The 16,576-nt window shown below is 65.1% G+C and carries 14 protein-coding genes; 5 read left to right on the forward strand and 9 right to left on the reverse strand.

All coding sequences use genetic code 11. From position 1 onward, the window contains the following. From GIY56_RS15290 to GIY56_RS15300, 3 genes are read left to right on the forward strand one after another with little or no spacing between them, the layout of a single operon-like run. The gene (locus tag GIY56_RS15290) at positions 1-1,014 is read left to right on the forward strand and encodes a branched-chain amino acid ABC transporter permease (RefSeq protein ID WP_154765728.1); all 1,014 of its coding nucleotides are present in this window, start codon (positions 1-3) and stop codon (positions 1,012-1,014) included. Further along, on the forward strand, positions 1,011-1,808 hold the full coding sequence (locus GIY56_RS15295) for an ABC transporter ATP-binding protein (protein ID WP_154765729.1): 798 nt from the start codon (positions 1,011-1,013) through the stop codon (positions 1,806-1,808). Before GIY56_RS15290 ends, GIY56_RS15295 begins: the two co-directional genes overlap by 4 nt. After that, positions 1,795-2,526: an ABC transporter ATP-binding protein gene (locus GIY56_RS15300; RefSeq protein WP_154765730.1), complete on the forward strand. Its 732-nt coding sequence runs from the start codon at positions 1,795-1,797 to the stop codon at positions 2,524-2,526. Before GIY56_RS15295 ends, GIY56_RS15300 begins: the two co-directional genes overlap by 14 nt. 15 nt (positions 2,527-2,541) lie before the next feature. On the opposite strand, the gene GIY56_RS15305 is transcribed toward GIY56_RS15300, so the two are convergent. From GIY56_RS15305 to GIY56_RS15345, 9 genes are all read right to left on the reverse strand, one after another. Continuing rightward, the gene (locus tag GIY56_RS15305) at positions 2,542-3,603 is read right to left on the reverse strand and encodes an alcohol dehydrogenase catalytic domain-containing protein (RefSeq protein ID WP_230312562.1); all 1,062 of its coding nucleotides are present in this window, start codon (positions 3,601-3,603) and stop codon (positions 2,542-2,544) included. Between the two features lie 13 nt (positions 3,604-3,616). Further along, positions 3,617-5,263 carry a class I adenylate-forming enzyme family protein gene (locus tag GIY56_RS15310; RefSeq protein ID WP_196053650.1) on the reverse strand — a complete coding sequence of 549 codons (1,647 nt, stop codon included), beginning with the start codon at positions 5,261-5,263 and terminating at the stop codon, positions 3,617-3,619. A gap of 45 nt (positions 5,264-5,308) precedes the next feature. Further along, on the reverse strand, positions 5,309-6,679 hold the full coding sequence (locus GIY56_RS15315) for a 2-hydroxyacyl-CoA dehydratase subunit D (protein WP_154765732.1): 1,371 nt from the start codon (positions 6,677-6,679) through the stop codon (positions 5,309-5,311). Positions 6,680-6,706: 27 nt separating this feature from the next. Further along, entirely contained in the window at positions 6,707-7,888 is a 1,182-nt protein-coding gene (locus GIY56_RS15320; protein ID WP_328288573.1) for a 2-hydroxyacyl-CoA dehydratase subunit D, read from the reverse strand. A gap of 148 nt (positions 7,889-8,036) precedes the next feature. Further along, on the reverse strand, positions 8,037-8,810 hold the full coding sequence (locus GIY56_RS15325; RefSeq protein WP_154765733.1) for a 3-ketoacyl-ACP reductase: 774 nt from the start codon (positions 8,808-8,810) through the stop codon (positions 8,037-8,039). Continuing rightward, entirely contained in the window at positions 8,810-10,465 is a 1,656-nt protein-coding gene (locus GIY56_RS15330; protein ID WP_196053652.1) for a class I adenylate-forming enzyme family protein, read from the reverse strand. The genes GIY56_RS15325 and GIY56_RS15330 overlap by 1 nt, the downstream gene beginning before the upstream one ends. Positions 10,466-10,623: 158 nt before the next feature. Next, a complete protein-coding gene (locus GIY56_RS15335) occupies positions 10,624-11,424 on the reverse strand; it encodes an SDR family NAD(P)-dependent oxidoreductase (RefSeq protein ID WP_154765735.1) in 801 nt (266 codons plus the stop codon). A gap of 89 nt (positions 11,425-11,513) precedes the next feature. Further along, on the reverse strand, positions 11,514-12,872 hold the full coding sequence (locus tag GIY56_RS15340; RefSeq protein ID WP_154765736.1) for a 2-hydroxyacyl-CoA dehydratase subunit D: 1,359 nt from the start codon (positions 12,870-12,872) through the stop codon (positions 11,514-11,516). Positions 12,873-12,887: 15 nt separating this feature from the next. Next, positions 12,888-14,045: a 2-hydroxyacyl-CoA dehydratase subunit D gene (locus GIY56_RS15345; protein WP_328288574.1), complete on the reverse strand. Its 1,158-nt coding sequence runs from the start codon at positions 14,043-14,045 to the stop codon at positions 12,888-12,890. 212 nt (positions 14,046-14,257) lie between these two features. On the opposite strand from GIY56_RS15345, the gene GIY56_RS15350 reads away from it, so the two are divergent. After that, positions 14,258-15,403: an acyl-CoA dehydrogenase family protein gene (locus tag GIY56_RS15350; protein ID WP_154765737.1), complete on the forward strand. Its 1,146-nt coding sequence runs from the start codon at positions 14,258-14,260 to the stop codon at positions 15,401-15,403. Between the two features lie 181 nt (positions 15,404-15,584). Next, complete coding sequence (locus GIY56_RS15355; protein ID WP_154765738.1) at positions 15,585-16,349, forward strand: NUDIX hydrolase; 765 nt, start codon at positions 15,585-15,587, stop codon at positions 16,347-16,349. The last annotated feature ends 227 nt before the right edge of the window (positions 16,350-16,576 follow it).

Here is a 16,576-nt window from a genome sequence, read left to right on the forward strand (position 1 = left end):
ATGGCCCATTCCCGTCATATCGAAGCGCCCCGCGCCCCGACCCTGCTGCCGGTGGCCGTGTTCATCGCCCTCGGCGCCCTTCTGCCCCTGCTGCTGAGCAGCGGCTTCCATGTCCGGCTGGCCATGCTGATCTGGATCTATGCGATCCTGTGCATGGGCTTCAACCTGCTCTACGGCTTCACGGGCCAGATCTCGCTTGGGCTTCCGGCCTTCTACGCCATCGGCGCCTATGGCTTCGGGATGCTCCAGACCATGCTGGGTTTCCCGCCGCTTCTTGCCTTTGCAGGCACGCTGGCCATCGTCGCCCTGCTGTCGCTGCTGATCGGCCTGCCGCTCCTGCGATTGCGGACGCATTACCTCGCGATGGCGACGCTGGCCTTCATGCTGATCCAGAACGGCGTGGCGAACCGCTGGATCGGCTTTACCGGCGGGCAGAGCGGCATCGCCGTGCCGCCCCTGGAATGGGCTGGCGAGACGCTTGGCCGGACCGAAATCTACTACGTCGTGCTGGTGATGGCCTCCCTGACGCTTCTTCTGCACGATTTCCTCATCCGGTCCCATATCGGCCGCGCCATGCAGGCGATCCGCGACGACGAGACCGCCGCGCAGGCGCTCGGCATCCGGGTGACGCGGTACAAGCTGCGCATCCTGGTGGTTTCCGGCGTGCTGGCCGGGGTCGCCGGGGTCTGTTTCGGCATCACCTCGCTGCGGGTGGACCCGTCGCTGTCGGAATTCCATGTGCTCGTCTCGGTCCTGACCATCGTGGTGATGGGCGGGTTGGGGACGCGGTTCGGCCCGATCGTCGGCTCCGTGATCGTGGTGCTGCTGCCGCAGTTCCTGACCAGCTTCGGCGCGTTCGAGACCGTGATCTATGGTGTCTTCATCCTCGTCTTCCTGCTGTTCATGCCGCACGGCCTGTCCGGCCTGTTCGAGCGCCGCCGCTGGAGCCTGCGAAGACGATCGTCCCCCCAGGCGGATGCGCAGGCCCGGGAAATGAGGAGATCGGCGGAATGACGGTTGAACGGAACAGCGGTCCTCTTCTTCGGCTGGAAAACGTCGTCCAGAAATTCGGCGGCCTTGTCGCGGTCAACAACGTGTCGTTCGAGATCCGGAAGGGCGAGGTCAAGGGCCTGATCGGCCCGAACGGGGCCGGCAAGTCCACGACCTTCGACCTCGTGACCGGCGTGCGTCCCCCGACCTCGGGCGAGATCCATTTCAACGGGATCCGCGTCACCCGGCAGCCGGCGCACACGCGCAGCCCCATGGGCATGGCGCGGACGTTCCAGATCGTCCGGCTGTTCCGCGGCCTGTCGGTGCTGGAGAACGTCCAGATGGGGATGCATCCGGCGTTCCCCGATGGCCTTCTGCCGTCGATCCTCCGAAGCGCAGAGCGCCGCAGGCAAGAGGCGGAAAGCCGCAAGCGGGCGATGAAGCTGCTGGACTTCGTCGGCCTTGCCGACCGCGCCGGAGAGCGGATCGAGACGCTGACCCTTGGCCAGTTGCGCCTTGTCGATATCGCGCGGGCGCTTGCGTCAGGGCCGGACCTGCTGATGCTCGATGAACCGGCGGCGGGTCTCAACGACGCCGAGACGCGCAACCTGGCCGAGATGCTGGCCCTGCTGAAGAAACGGGGCATGAGCATGCTTCTGGTCGAGCATGACATCGACTTCATCATGTCGGCCTGCGACACCGTCGTGGTGATGGACCACGGCACGAAGATCGCCGACGGGACGCCCGCCGAGGTCAGCCGAAACCGCGAGGTCATTGCTGCCTATATCGGACGGAGGGCTGCCGATGTTACGGTTTGAGAACGTCACTGCCGGTTACAATTCCTCGACCGCCCTCGAAGGCGTGTCGCTGAAGGTGCCCGAGGGCAAGATCGTGTCCATCGTGGGCGCCAACGGGGCCGGGAAATCGACCGCCATCAACACCATCTCGCGCCTTGTCTCGATCTATTCGGGAAAACTCTACCTGGACGACCGGGACATCACCCGGATGAAGCCGGCGGAGGTCGTGGAGCTTGGCGTGGTGCAGGTCCCCGAGGGGCGACAGCTCTTTGCGCCCCTGACGGTCGAAGAAAACCTGAAGCTGGGCTTTCATCGGCTTGCGCGCCTGCCGGATGCGGCGGACCGGTACCAGGAAAGGCTTGCCTATGTGCTGGACCTTTTTCCCGTCATGAAGGAACGGTTTTCGCAACGCGCCGGCACCATGTCCGGCGGGGAACAGCAGATGGTGGCGGTGTCGCGCGCGCTGATGGCCGAACCCAGGCTGCTGATGCTGGACGAACCCAGCCTGGGCCTGGCCCCGATGGTGGTGGACCGGATCTTCGACATCCTGGCCCGGCTGCGGGAAGACGGGTTGACGATCCTTCTGGTCGAACAACATGCCGACGCGGCGCTGGAACTGGCCGATTACGGCTATGTCCTTGCGGTCGGGAGGGTGCGGGCCGAGGGTCCTGGCGCCGACCTGCGCAACGACCCGGCCCTGCATCACAGCTATCTGGGCAACGTGGGCGCCCACGCCTGACCGGGCCCTTGCAGGCTAGCCGTGCGGCAGCAGCACCGCGCGGCCCCGGATTTCGCCGGCTTCCAGCAGGTCAAGCGCCTCCAGCGCCTCGGACAGGGCGAAGGTTCTGACGATGGGCCGCAGCGCGCCGGACCGGGCCATCGCGATCACCTCGGCCAGGTCGTTGTAGGTGCCGCTATAGGGGCACATGATCGTCACGCCGCGCGGCAGCGGATTGTTCGCCGACCGGGCCAGGAAGGAAAGACTGCCGCCCGACAGCCCGACGACCCGGATCGCCCCGCCCCGCGCCACCATGCGCGCCGCCATGTCGAGCGTGGCGTCGGTCCCGACGAAATCCAGCACGACCTCGGCGCCGTGGTCCGCGGTCAGGGCCTCCACCTCGTTCGCGGTGCCCGCGCCCGGGATCAGCAGCACATCCGCCCAGTCCCGGGCAAGCTCGACCGCCGCCTCGGACCGGTCGATGCCGACGATGCGCGCCGCAGACAGCGCGCGCAGGATCTGCAGCGCCATCAGACCCAGGCCGCCAAGTCCGATCACCGCCACCGTCGCGCCCGGGGCCAGCAGTTCGCGACAGGACATGATCGCGCGATAGGGGGTCAACGCGGCGTCGGTCAGCGTCGCGGCCACGGCCGGGTCAAGATCGCCGATGTCGAAGATGGCCGAGGCGGGAACGGTGACATAGCCCGCCATGCCGCCGTTCCTCGTGACGCCGGGCGTCGCGGGTGGATGCTTGCGCCCGCCGGTCCGGTGGCATTCGTTCTCGCGTCCGGCGCGGCAGGCGCGGCAGGTGCCGCAGGCCCAGCAGGGATGGACCACGACCCGGTCGCCGACCGACCAACCCGGCACGCCCGCGCCGAGTCCGGCGATTTCCCCGGCGATCTCGTGGCCAAGGATCGTCCCGTCCGGCGTCCGGCTGTCGGTCGCGCGGCGGATATGCACGTCGGTCTGGCAGATGCCGGCGGCCAGAACCTTCAACAGCACCTCGCCCGCGTCCGGCCGGGGGCGCGTCACGTCCGTCACCCGCAGATCCCCGGGCGCGCAAAGCCGGACCGCCTGCATCCTGTCGTTTCGCGTCATGAAGGCCACCTTGTCAGATCTGCCGGAACAGCGGCAGTGTCCCGTCCCGGATCATGTCGATCAGCTTGAATTTCTGCAGCTTGCCGGTCTCGGTGAACGGCAGCGATGGGACCACGTACCAAAGCCGGGGCGCCTTGTGATGCGCCAGTTCCCGGCGGCAGAAGGCGAACATCGCGTCGATGTCGGGAACGGCATCGGGGTCGCGCATCACCAGGACCGCGCCGACCTGTTCGCCCCAGTGGGGGTCCGGCACGCCGACCACGGCGGCAGAAGCAATTCCCGGCATCTCGGCCAGCAGAAGCTCGATCTCGCGCGGATAGATGTTCTCGCCCCCGCGGATGATCATGTCCTTGATCCTGCCCGTGATCCGCACGAACCCCCGCGCGTCCATCGTCCCGAGATCGCCCGACCTCAGCCATCCGTCGGGCAGCAGCGTCCTGGCCGTTTCCTCGGGCATGTCGAAGTAACCGATCATGTTCTGATAGCCGCGGGTCTGGATTTCCCCCTGCACGCCGATCGGCTGCGTTTCGCCCGTTTGCGGATCGGCGATGCGCAGTTCCATCTGCGGCAGGGGTTGGCCGATCGTCTCGGCCAGGTCGGCCTCGGCATCGTCCGGGTGGGTGCCGGTCACGCTGCCCTGCATCTCGGTCTGGCCGTAGATGTTCGAGATTGTCGCGCCGAGTTCGTCACGGGTACGCCGGATCAGCCGCGCTTCGACGACCGAGGCCCCGGATGTCAGCCGCCGCAGGGTCGAGAGATCATAGGCGCCGCGCCGGGGATGGGCCAGCACCTGTTCGATCATCACCGGCACCAGCAGGGAGAAGGTGCCGCGATGACGCTGGACCTGGTCCATATAGGCTTCCGCATCCCATTCCGGCATCAGCACATGGGTCGCGCCCAGCATGACCGACCCGATCCCGGCATGGCCCAGCGAACCGATGTGGAACATCGGCATCGGATTGACGAAAACCCCGCCGGGGGTCAGCCCGCCACGGGTCTGGGTGAAACGGGTCATGTTGGCCACGCCGGTGTGGTGAAAGATCACGCCCTTTTGCGCCCCTGTCGTGCCCGACGTGAACATGATCACCGCCGGGTCACGCGGATCCACCAGGGGCAGCGGGCTGTCGTCCTGACCCTCGGCGATCAGGGCGGGCACCTCGCGCAGGGGGATGATCTCGCGCAGGTCCGGCAGATCCGGCGCCGTTTCCCGCGCGGTCGCTTCCAGCATGTGGCCCCGGTAAAGGTCGTTGACGAACAGCCCGGCGGCGCGGGACCGGGCCAGCACGTAGTGAAGCTCTCGTCTGCGATAGGCGGGGTTGACCGTGACAAGCACCACCCCGGCCAGGGCGCAGCCATAAAAGACGGGCAGCCATTCCGGCAGGTTGTGCGCCCAGAAGGCGACACGCTCGCCCGGGCGGAACCGCCGGGCAAGGGCGCGGGCGATGCATTCGGCGTCGCGCAGCAGTTCGGCATAGCTCCAGCGCCGCGCGTTTTCCGCGATACCCTCGATCAGCGCCGCCCTGTCCGGCGCCTTTGCGGCCATCCGGCGCAGGGCGTCGCCCAGGGTGATCTCGTCCAGGTCGAAGCCGGTGAAGGCGGGCCAATGCGATCGGGCCAGAACCCGGGTGCGGTAATCCTGTTCGGGAACATCGTGCTTCATCCTCTCCCCTCCTTCCGCCATCGCCCGCACCCCCCTCCGGGCTTGTCAGGCAGCCCGGTTGCGCTGCACGTCGATGGTTTCCAGCATCGCTTCAAGCCGGCTCAGCAGCAGTTCGTCCTTGTAGAAGGACTCGTCCGCAACATCGCCCTCGAGGTACATCGTCTGGATGCCGCGCCTTTGCGCCATCTGCGCCAGGATCATCTGTCCGTTCGTCGCCGAGCGGCAGGTTCGGGTCGCGTGAAAGACGATGCCGTCGATGCCATAGCTCTCGCAGTCGCGCAGCACCTGTTCGGCAAGGTTGCGCGCGCTGTGGTTGAACGGGCAAAGCAGATAGTGCTGCGCCATCCCCAGGATCGGATCGTCTTCGTCGATCAGGTGCGGCTCGTGCCAGAAGCTGTTGTGGGTATAGCGCCCGCAGACCACCGCCGCGTCATGTTCGGCGAACTTGTTGGCAAGCCAGCCGACCTTGTTCCAGTTCATGATGCCGTCAAAGGCCAGGCGATAGTGTTCGTTCGGCAAGGCCGCGACGCCGTCGGCCAGACGCTGCTCGATCTCGGCCTTCACCCCGGCGAAATAGTCCACGAGATCCTGGTTGCCGGGCAGGAAGTTGATCGGCGCGATGCTGGCGACCCAGTCCCAGAAGACGGCAGGCGCGGGCGTGGACCTGCACAGGTCCAGCGCCTCGACCCGAAGCTGGGCCGCCTTCTTGATGTAGTGCATCGATTCGCGCAGGCCCTCCCAGTCGAAGGGGTTTCCGGTCTCGTGTTCCAGAAAGGCGATCAGTTGATGGATCTGGCCTGCGACATAGCGCGAGGCATTGTGCCATTCCTCGCCGCGCAGATAACCCGCATCGGCATCGTTGCCAAAGAGAAGGGGATAGGAGATCTTGAAGAACGGCAGTTTCCTGTTGAACATCCGATAGGTGACCTCGTCCCACTGCTGCCCGGTGCTGCACCCGGCATAGGCGTTGACGAACAGGTCAGGGGGCGGCAGGCGGCTTGCCAGAACGGCCTTGTCGGGGATGCCGGGCGCGCCGTCCATCTCGACCTTTCCGGCCGCTTCCTGCTTGGTCAGCAGCGCGCAGCCCAGGGTCGTGCGGGCATAGGAGCAAAGCTCGTTGATATAGCCATACGATTCGCTGGCCTGCTGCGCCGGGCCTTCCAGGTGCATCGCGGCAAGGCGCGCACCGAAGGCTTCGCCGTGGCACCACTCGACACCGGCATTCTGCAGGATCGGATTGATCGCGGCGCCGTTGTACCAGACGACCTTCGCGCCCCGCTCGCGGGCGGTGAACAGGTTTTCCCAGTAATCCGCGACCATCTTGCCGCCGGCCCGGGTGCTGAGAAGGCGGTTGGCCAGCGGGGCTTTCGGCAGGGTGCGCGCAGCGGGGATCGCTCGTGTATCGACATCAGACATCTTCAACTCCTTGGTTCCGGCGTCCGGTCAGGCGGTTTCACGGGTCCGGCCTGATTGCCGGATGCCTTCGATCAGGGCTTCGACGCGCGTCTTGACCATCTCGAGCGGCAGCCCCTCGTGTTCGGTCTCGATCAGCAGATGGGGGATCCCGTTGGCGTGGAACATCTTGCGCAGTTCGGGATAGTAAAGCATGTGCGGCTCGCAGAACTTGGCGACCAGCACGATGACGCCATCGGCGCCGTTGCGTCGTATCGATGCCGCGAGATAGCTTTCCCAGTCCGCCGACTTCTGTGCGCGGGTGGAACAGGGGACGTTGTCGTTGCGGTCGAAATACCAGCGCGCCAACGCTTCGGCGGGATCGCCGTCCTCGGGGATGTCGGTGGCCACGAAGCGCGTGCCGGTGAACAGGTCGTCATCCACGATCGTCACCCCGCAGCTTTCGATCATGTCCAGCAGCTCGGGTTTGGGCGCGTGACAGAAATGACCGGAAAGGTGCAGCCGGACGCGGTTCGACGGTTCGGCTTGCTGGCCTTCCAGCAGGGCGACAAGGGCGGTCAGGGCCTTGCCGTGTTCGGCCGCGTCCATCACCATGGCCGACTTGACCAGCGCCTGCATCTGGCGCCCGCTCAGCGCGATCTGCCCCGCGCGCCGCATGTCGTGGATACGGCGAAGCATCGCGCGGTTGGCGTTCGAGGCGGCGATAGCGGCGCGAAGGGCCTCGGGGGTGATCGTCGTTTCGCAGACCTGCTCCAGCTTCCGCCACAGGCCGCCCAGCCTTTCGCGCACCATCGGCGGAGTCGCCGGTTCGTCCATCGAGGCGGGATACTGGGCAAGATACACCGGCAGGTCCGGCAGTTCGAAGCGGATCGCATCGACGGCGCCAAGCAGGGCAACGCAATGGTCCACGAGGAACAGCCCGTCCAGTCCGCCGAACTTTCCGGTCGCGGCCTGATCGACCAGGCTGCGGGTATAGCCGCAGTAGAATTCGAACAGCAGACTGCGGCCATAGGTGATCGCCGCATCATCTTCCTGGATCAGCAGCGGCAGGGCGCCGGCAGCGCGGACCAGTTCGGCGGGGAAGTTCATCGGCAGGATGCCGATGACCTTGCCCTGCGTCCGATCCTTCCAGGCCCTTGCATAGCCAAGCGGATCCTCGGCAACCGCGGCCAGAGACGAGATGATCTTGTCGATGTCAGTCAACTTGCCCACACCGCTCCTCCAGTTCCTGTTGATCCCGCCTTGTTTCAAGCCATTCGCGGGTCTGTTCATATCGGTCTGCCAGCGCATCGTAAGCTCGTCATGCCGATGTGCCCTTGCGGCACGCCGGCCGTTCATCGCGGACGGGCTGCGGCCAGCCCTAAAACGTCTTGAACCGCATCCCGCCATCGACATGGATGGTCTGTCCCGTGGAATAGCTCAGCCGTCCCGATGCCAGCATGGCGACCGCCTGGGCGACTTCCTCGGTGTGGCCCCATCGGCCTGCGGGCACGAAGCCGCCCTGGATCAGCGCGTCGTAGCTGGCCGTCGAGGTCGAGGTCATGTCCGTCTTCATCATCCCCGGCCGCACCTCGAAACAGTCGATCCCCTCCGGGGCAAGGCGGGTGGCCCAGTGCCGCAGCGAATGCGACAGCCCGGCCTTGGCGATGCAGTATTCGGCAAGACGGGTGCCCACCAGGTGATCCACCGCGACCGTGGATACGGTCACGATGCTGCGCCGGCCAGCCGACGGGGTGCGGATCATCCGCCGGGCGACGGACTGCGTCAGAAAGAATTGCGCGCGCAAGTTCACCCCGACGCAGCGGTCGAAGCTTTCCGGCGTGACGTCCAGGATGTCGCCCCGGCTCAGCACGGAAACGCCCGCGTTGTTCACGAGGCAATCAAGCCTGCCGAACGCGTCGAAGGCAGCCTCGACGAAGCCTTCCCGCGCCCGGTCGTCCGACAGGTCGAAGGGGATCGCCCGAACCGATGCCCCCTGCCTTTCCCATTCGGAGGCCACGACGTTCAGATCGTCGGCCCGCAGGTCGGTGACGACCAGCGCAAACCCGTCCGCCGCAAGGCCGCGCGCAATGGCGCCGCCCAATCCTCCGGCCGCGCCCGTGACCAGCGCGGCACGCTGATCCCCCCTCGCCATCAGGCGATCTTGGAATCGCGGTGCGGGCGCACCCAGTCACAGGGCACCAGACGGCCTTCGTGATACCATTCCAGAAGGACGTTCTTCTGGATCTTGCCCGTCGCCGTAAGCGGGTACTGCTTGACGAAAATCCAATGCTCGGGCGTCTTTTGCGGCGACAGGTTGTTCCGGCAATGCGCCCAGAGCAGGTCCGCTGCCGGGGGGTTCTCGGGATCGCGGGCCAGGATCACCGCACAAACCGTCTCGCCCCAGACCTCGTCCGGAAGGCCGATGACGGCGACTTGGCCCACGTCTTCATGCTCGAACAGGACGTTCTCGATCTCGGACGGGTACAGGTTCATGCCGCCCCGGATGATCATTTCCTTCAACCGGCCGGTGATGCGGAAATACCCGTTCTCGTCCATCGTCCCCAGATCGCCGGTGCGCAGCCATCCGTCCTCGGTCAGCGCGGCGGCGGTCGCCTCCGGCTGGCCGTAGTAGCCCTGCATCGTGTTGAAGCCGCGCACCCACCATTCGCCGATCGTGTTGACCGGCAGCGTCCTGAATGTCTCGACATCCACCACCTTCACCTCGACATGCGGAATGGGGCGGCCGATGGTCTGGGACTGAAGCTCGTCGGAATCGCTGGTGAAGGTTTCAAGGAAGGGCCCGTTGGATTCGGTCTGGCCGTACATGATGGCGAAATCGACGCCGAATTCCTTCTTCGCCCGCTTGACCAGGGCCTCGGGCACCGCCGCGGCCCCGGACAGGATGGACTTGAACGAGGACAGGTCGCGGGTCTTGGCGTCCGGATGGTTCAGCAGCGCCAGGATCATCGTCGGCACGATCAGCGAAGAGTTCACCCTTTCGGACTCGATCAGTTCCAGGAACAGGCTTGGGTCGAATGCCTGCATCAGCACAAAGGTGCCCTGCCGGGAAAACGTCCCGATCTCGGACACGACGGCCCCGCCGATGTGGAACATCGGCATGGTGTTCAGCCAGATTCCGCCCATGGGAAAGGCCGCGCGTTCGACGATGAAATGCGCCGCGTTGATCACGCCCCGGTGGTGCAGGCAGGCACCCTTGGGAAAACCGGTCGTGCCCGAGGTATACTGGATTTGCAGCATGTCGTCGGGCGAAACCTTGGGCAGTTCGCGGTCCGGATTGCCCGACGCCTTGATCTTGTCGAGATCGGCAACGTTCAGCGCAACGGTCAGGCAATCCAGCGATGCCATCACCTTCCGGACGGTGGCCGCCAGATCCTTGCCGCGCGATTCATCGGCATGGATCACGCCCACAGCCTCGGCATTGCCAAGAACGAACTCGACCTCGCGCGCGGTATAGGCGGGATTGATCGGCACCATGATGAGGCCGGCAAAGCTCATCGCGTGCTGGAAGATCACCCATTCCGGTGTCTCGGGCGCCAGCAGGCCGACACGGTCGCCGGGCTGGAAATGTTCAAGCAGGCCGCGCGCGGTGGCAAGCGATTCGTCCACCAGTTCGCGATAGGTCCAGCGGCGGCGTCTTGACGCGTCGGCGATGCCCTCGATCAGGGCCACGCGGTCAGGCTTCTCCTCGGCGTTCCTCAGCATGAGGTCGCCAAGCGTGCAGTCGATCAGCCCGCCAGTTTCCTGTTTGGGAAAGTGGCTTTCGGTAAAGTGCAGCGTTGCAGTCATGTGGTCTCCTCCCCAGGAAATGTCGGCACCTCCACCCTCCCGCTTCGGTGCCGATCTCATGTCGTCTTCAGAACCTCCGGCATTGGCGTGCAAGCCCCGCGCCGCCTTCGGCGATGGCGCATTGCCTGGACAGACCTGGGGGAATACCCATGTCCGCCTCAGGCCGCCGAGATGCCGCCATTCAGGCTGATGGCCTGCCCGGTCAGCTTCGCGGCCGCGGGACTGGCCAGGAAGGTGATCAGCCCTGCCATCTCGTCGGCATTGACCACGCCAAGCTGCGCCATCTTCTTGGCCTTGGCGAACAGCTTGCCCGAGAATTCGCCCCCCATGACCGTGTCATGCGTCAGCGTGCCCTCGATGATCGAGGGGGTGACGCAGTTGACCCGGATGCCCGAACGCTTCGCCTCCATCGCCAAAGCGCGGCAGAACATCATGATCGCGGCCATCAGCCCGCCGATGATCGTCTCGCCCGGGGTCGCCGCCTTGCCCGCGTCCGAGGCGATGCTGATGATCACGCCGTTCTCGCGTTCGCGCATCCCGTCCATGACCACGCGCGCCAGCAGGAAATGCGACATGACCTGCGTCAGCACCATGCCCTTGATGTCGTGGGGGTCGATCAGGTGGAACAGCGTCGGATAAGGATAGGCGCTGACGGTGGAGTTCACGAGGATGTCCACCCCGCCCATCAGCTCGTCCGCCTTGCGTCCGATTTCAAGCGCCTGGTCGGTATCCCCGGAATCCCCGGCGATGAAATGCACCTTGCAGTTCGGAAAGTCCGCCTGGATCGCGGCCCTTGCCTTTTCCCCCCGTTCGATCGTGCGGCCGTTGATGGCGACATGGGGCGCGCCAAGTTCGGCGAAACGCCGGGCGGTCGCAAGGCCGACCCCGGCGGTGCCGCCCGCGATCAGCACGCGAGACTCTTCGATCCTGAGCGGGTTCCGCTTGGGCGATTCGGACATCAGACAGTTCCTCCCTCGTCTTGTCCGAGATTAGTAAGTTAGCGTATCTTCTGGCAACATGTTTATCGCCCGCCGCTGGGAAATCCTTGTCATGCCGCACGTTTCTTCGCGTCCATCGCCTCGACCATGGCTTCAAGCCGGACGTTCAGAAGCTCGTCCTTGTAGAAGCTTTCATCGGCGACATCGCCTTCGAAGAACATCGCCTGGCGGCCGTATTTCTTGGCCGATCCGGCGATCTGGAACTGCGCGTTTGTCATGCCCCGGCAGGTCCGCGAGGCATGGCAGACCACGCCGTCGATGTCGAACTTGTCGCACACCTTCTCGATCTCGCCGATCATGATGGGCGCGCCGTGGTTGTTGGGGCAGATCAGATAGTTCTGCGCCATTCCAAGGATCGGATCCTTCAGGTCGATCAGTTGCGGTTCCTGCCAGAACGACATGTGGGTATAGCGACCGGCCACGACGCAGGCATCGACCTGCGCGAACTTGTCGGCCAGCCATCCCACCTTGTTCCAGTTCATCATGCCGTCGAAGAACAGGCGGTGCCTTTCCTTGGGAACAGCCCCTTCCCCGGTCTTCACCCGTTCCGCGATCTCGGCCTTCACGCCTTCGAAATACGTCACGAGGTTCTGGTCGCCGGGCAGGAAGTTGACCGGCGCGATCGACACGATCCAGTCGAAGAAGCTGGCCGGCGACGGGTGCACCGTGCACATGTCCATCGCCTCCAGCCGCAACTCGGCCGCCTTCTTGACGAAGCTCATCGTCTCGCCCAGGCGGTCGTAATCGTATTTGCGCCCGGTGTTTTCTTCCAGGAACTTGGTCAGGGCGAAAAGCTGCTCGGCCACGTATCGTGACCGTTCTTCCCATTCCTCGCCCTGCATGTAGCCGGCGTCGGGCCGTCCCCCCCACAAAAGCGGGATCTGGATGGTGAACATCGGGATCTTCTTGCCGAAGGTCCGATAGGTGATGTCGTCCCACTGCTGCCCCGAGGAACAATAGGGATAGGCGTTCACGATCATGTCGGGCGCCGGCAGCTTCAGCATCGTCTCGACGCGCGGATCGTCGGCGGCCATGGCGTGATGACCCGACTTCACCTTGTCCAGCTCGATCAGCATCTGGCCGATATGCGTGCGCGCATAGGAACAAAGTTCCCGGTCGTATCCGCGCTGGTCGGATCGCCCCTGCGCCCCGATTTCCTTGTGGCGGGCGGCCAGCATCGCCGACCAGGCCTCGCCATGCACCCAGACAAGGTCGTGGGAATGGAAGAACGGCGGAATGTAGGTACCGTTGTACCAGACCACCTTCTTGCCTTCCTCCTTGGCCCGGAACACGCTTTCCCAGTATTCCGAGACCAGCTTGCCGCCGAACTTGGTCGCCTTGAGCTTGTTCGCCTTCAAGCCGTTGCCGAAGACCGGCCTGGCCTGATCAGTCTGCACGAGAGTTTCCATGGGTTTTCCTCCGGTTCAGGCGGCTTCGGCCGCAGAGCGGCGCTTGGTGATTTCGACAAAGGTCTCGACGCGCGTCTTCAATGCTTCCATCGGCATTTCCTCGTGCTCGGTCTCGAGAAGAAGATGGGGCACGCCCCGGGCGTCGAAGGCTTCCTTGATCTCGGGATAGAAATACATGTGCGGTTCGCAGAACTTGACCATCAGCACGATCAGGCCCCGGGCGCCGGATTCGGCGCATTGCTCCAGAAGATAATCCTCCCAGTCCTGCGACTTGGTGGCGCGGGTCGGACAGGGCACCTTGCGGTTCTTGTCGACATACCACCGGGCCATCGCCTCGGCCGGAAGCAGGCCGTCGTCCATGTCGGCATGGATGAAGCGCCAGCCGGTGAAAAGGTCATCGTTCACGATGGTCGCGCCGCAATCCTCGATCAGGTCCATGATCGCGGGATCGGGCGCGTGGCACAGATGGCCCGAAAGATAGACCGGCACCGCCCCCTGCGACGGGGCATGGCGGGGGATTTCGGCCAGCAGCCGGTCCATCAGGGCAAGATGCTCTCCCTTTTCCATGACCATCGAGGACTTGATGACCGCCTGCATGTCGCGGCCCGTGATCGACACCTCGCCCCGCTTGCGCAACCGGTAAAGCTCGCGCATCTGCCCGCGGCTGCGGTTGAAGGCGCGGATCGAGGCCCGAGCGGTCTCCTCGGGGATTGGCTGGCCGGTCAGCGTTTCAAGCTCTTTCCAGAGCTGGACAAAGGTGTTCCGCGTCTCGCGCATGGCCCAGTCGGCATCCAGGACCGAGCAAAGCTGGTTGAACAGGATCGGCATGTCGGGCCGCTGGTCGCGGATGATGTCGGCCGTTCCCAGAAGCTGCACGCAGTGATCGCCGAACATGATCGCATCCAGCCCGTCAAGGGCGCCGCGCGTCACCTGATCGACCAGCGACCGGTTATAGCCGCAGTAGAAGCTGAAGATGTTCGCCTGGCCGACGGTGATCGGCTCGTCATCGGCCTGGAGGATCACGGGCAGGCAGCCGGCGGCATGGGCCAGTTCACCCGGGAAATGCATCGGCAGAAGGCCGATCACCTTTCGTCCGGTCCGCGCCTTCCATTCCGCCGCATAGTCCAGCGGCGATTCGGCGACCTGGCGCATCCGATCCAGAATGTCCTGCACGACCAGTCTCCTTCTGCCATGGCGACGTTAGCTAGCGTACTAAGGATTCATCACCACGTCAATCACGGTGTGTTATTCCATCATATACCGGCTGGCGCAAAAGGGACGCATGAAAAATTCCGCCCTTGGTGAGAGATACTCATCTTTAATCCCGAGACGTGCTGCGCTAGCGTCCCGTTGTGCGTTCACGACAATCGAAAGGGGGGCGGCCCATGGACTTCGCGCTGACGGAAGAACAGGTCCTGATGCAGGACAGCCTGAAATCCTTTGCCCTGAACGAACTTCTGCCGAAATACGCCCATTGGGACCGGACCGGCCAATTTCCGGCCGAACTGTGGCCGAAGCTGGGCGAAATGGGCGCCTTTGCGCTGCGCGTTCCCGAAGAACACGGCGGGGGCGCCTATTCCTATCTCGACGCCGGGCTGACGATCGAACAGATCGCGAAGGGGGACTTCAACCTGTGCTACGGCATCCTCAACGCCTGCTTCTGCGGCGACATCCTGAGCCGATTCGCCTCGCCCGCCCTGTGCGAGACCTGGCTGCGCCCCCTTGCCGCCGGGGACATCGCGATGTGCGTCTGCCTGACGGAACCGCATTGCGGCTCGGACGCCGCCTCCATCCGCACATGCGCGGTGCGGGACGGCGACGACTATGTCATCACGGGCGAGAAGTCGTCGGTCACCCTGCTGATGGCGGGAAGCGCGGCGGTGCTGTTCGCGAAGACGGACCCCGACAAGGGTGCAAGGGGCGTGTCCGCGTTTCTCGTTCCGCTCGACGGGCCGGGGCTGAGCAAGACGAGGTATGCGGACATGGGCGCAAGGGGGATCGTGCGCGGCTCGCTGTTTCTCGACAACGTGCGCGTCCCGGCGACAAGCATGATCGGACCCGAGAACGCCGGCTTCAGCCAGGTCATGGCGACCTTCGACTATACCCGCGCGCTGATCGGGCTGATGTGCCTGGGCGCCGCCGAGCAGACCCTGGAGGAAACCGTCGGGTACGTGAAGCAGCGCCAGGCGTTCGGCCAGCCGGTCTCGAAGAACCAGGGCGTATCCTTCCCCCTGGCCGAGGCGAAGGCAAGGCTCGAGATGCTGCGCTGGCTTTGCTACCGGACGCTCTGGCTGCGCGACGCGGGCCTGCCCCATACCGCCGAGGCCGCGATGTGCAAGGCCGAAGGGCCTGCGCTTTGCGCGGACGTGATCCGCGATTGCATGGTGCTGCACGGGCATTATGGCTATACGCAGGACTATCCCGTCGAGCAGCGATACCGGGATGTCCTGGGCCAGATCATCGCCGACGGCACGCCGCAGATCATGAAGATGATCATCGCCCGGCACATGCTGGGACGGGAGTTCGCCTGACCCGTGACCCCGGCGTCCAGGGGCGGATGCCGGGGTCATGGCTTGCCGGCCGGCGGTGCAGGGCGATGTCCTGCGCCAGCCCGCCGGAAAGACGGGACACGCGACGCGGATTGCATCCGGGCGCAAGGTCCGGTCTGTTTGAACCAGCCACGGCCGTGCCGGAAGGCGGACGCAGGAAGCGATGACCATGACCGATACGATCCGCCCGGCCTCGACCCTCATCCTTGCCCGTGACCGGGGCGGGCTGGAAGTGCTCATGGTCAAGCGGCATCACCAGATCGACTTCGTGGCCGGCGCGATGGTCTTTCCCGGCGGCAAGGTCCATGACGGCGACAGCGATCCCGCCTGGGCCGACCTGGTGCCCGACTGGGCGTCCATTCCCGTGCTCGAGCGCGGGCCGCGCATCGCGGCGATCCGGGAATGTTTCGAGGAATGCGGCCTGATCGTCGGCGATCCGGGCCGCGTCGAACCCGGCCCCCGAACGATCGCCGCGCGTCTTGCCATCGACCGGCGCGAGCTGGATTTTATCGATTATGTCCGAGCCATGGAGATCAGGATCGACCCCGCCCGTCTGACGCTTTTCGCGCGCTGGCTGACGCCGCCAGTCGTGCCGAAACGGTTCGACACCTTCTTCTACCTCGTTTCCGCCCCCCAGGATCAGGACGCCCTGGCCGACGGGCGCGAGGCGGTGGAAACCGAATGGATCGCCCCGCAGGCCGCCCTTGCGCTTGCCGCGCGCGGCAGCCGCCACATCGTCCTTCCGACCCGCATGAACCTGAAACATCTTGCCGAGGCCGGAACGATCGACCGTGCCCGCGCCGCGGCCGAGGCGCGGCCTCCCCGGACCGTGATCCCGCGCATCGTCACAAGGGGCCAGAACCGCTTCCTGCAGCTGGATGAGGAAGATGGCTACGGCATCGTCGAGGAACCCCTCGACCTGCCCTGACGGCCCGGACCATTATCTTAGCGCCTTACGCCATAGGCAGCGGCATCGGCCGGCTCCGCCACAGCCGCGAGCGGATGCGGGAGACGACCCTGCGCTGATGCCTTGGCGCACCTGATGCGGGACCTAGCGGCATGATCCCGGTGCCAGTCAACAGGTCTGGCTAGAAGCCTTGCTGACAGGCTCTGACCGGATGGTGGCGGCCAATGCTCTGCTGCGGGAGCTGCCGG

The organism is Paracoccus lichenicola (assembly GCF_009708075.1).
Classification (GTDB): domain Bacteria; phylum Pseudomonadota; class Alphaproteobacteria; order Rhodobacterales; family Rhodobacteraceae; genus Paracoccus; species Paracoccus lichenicola.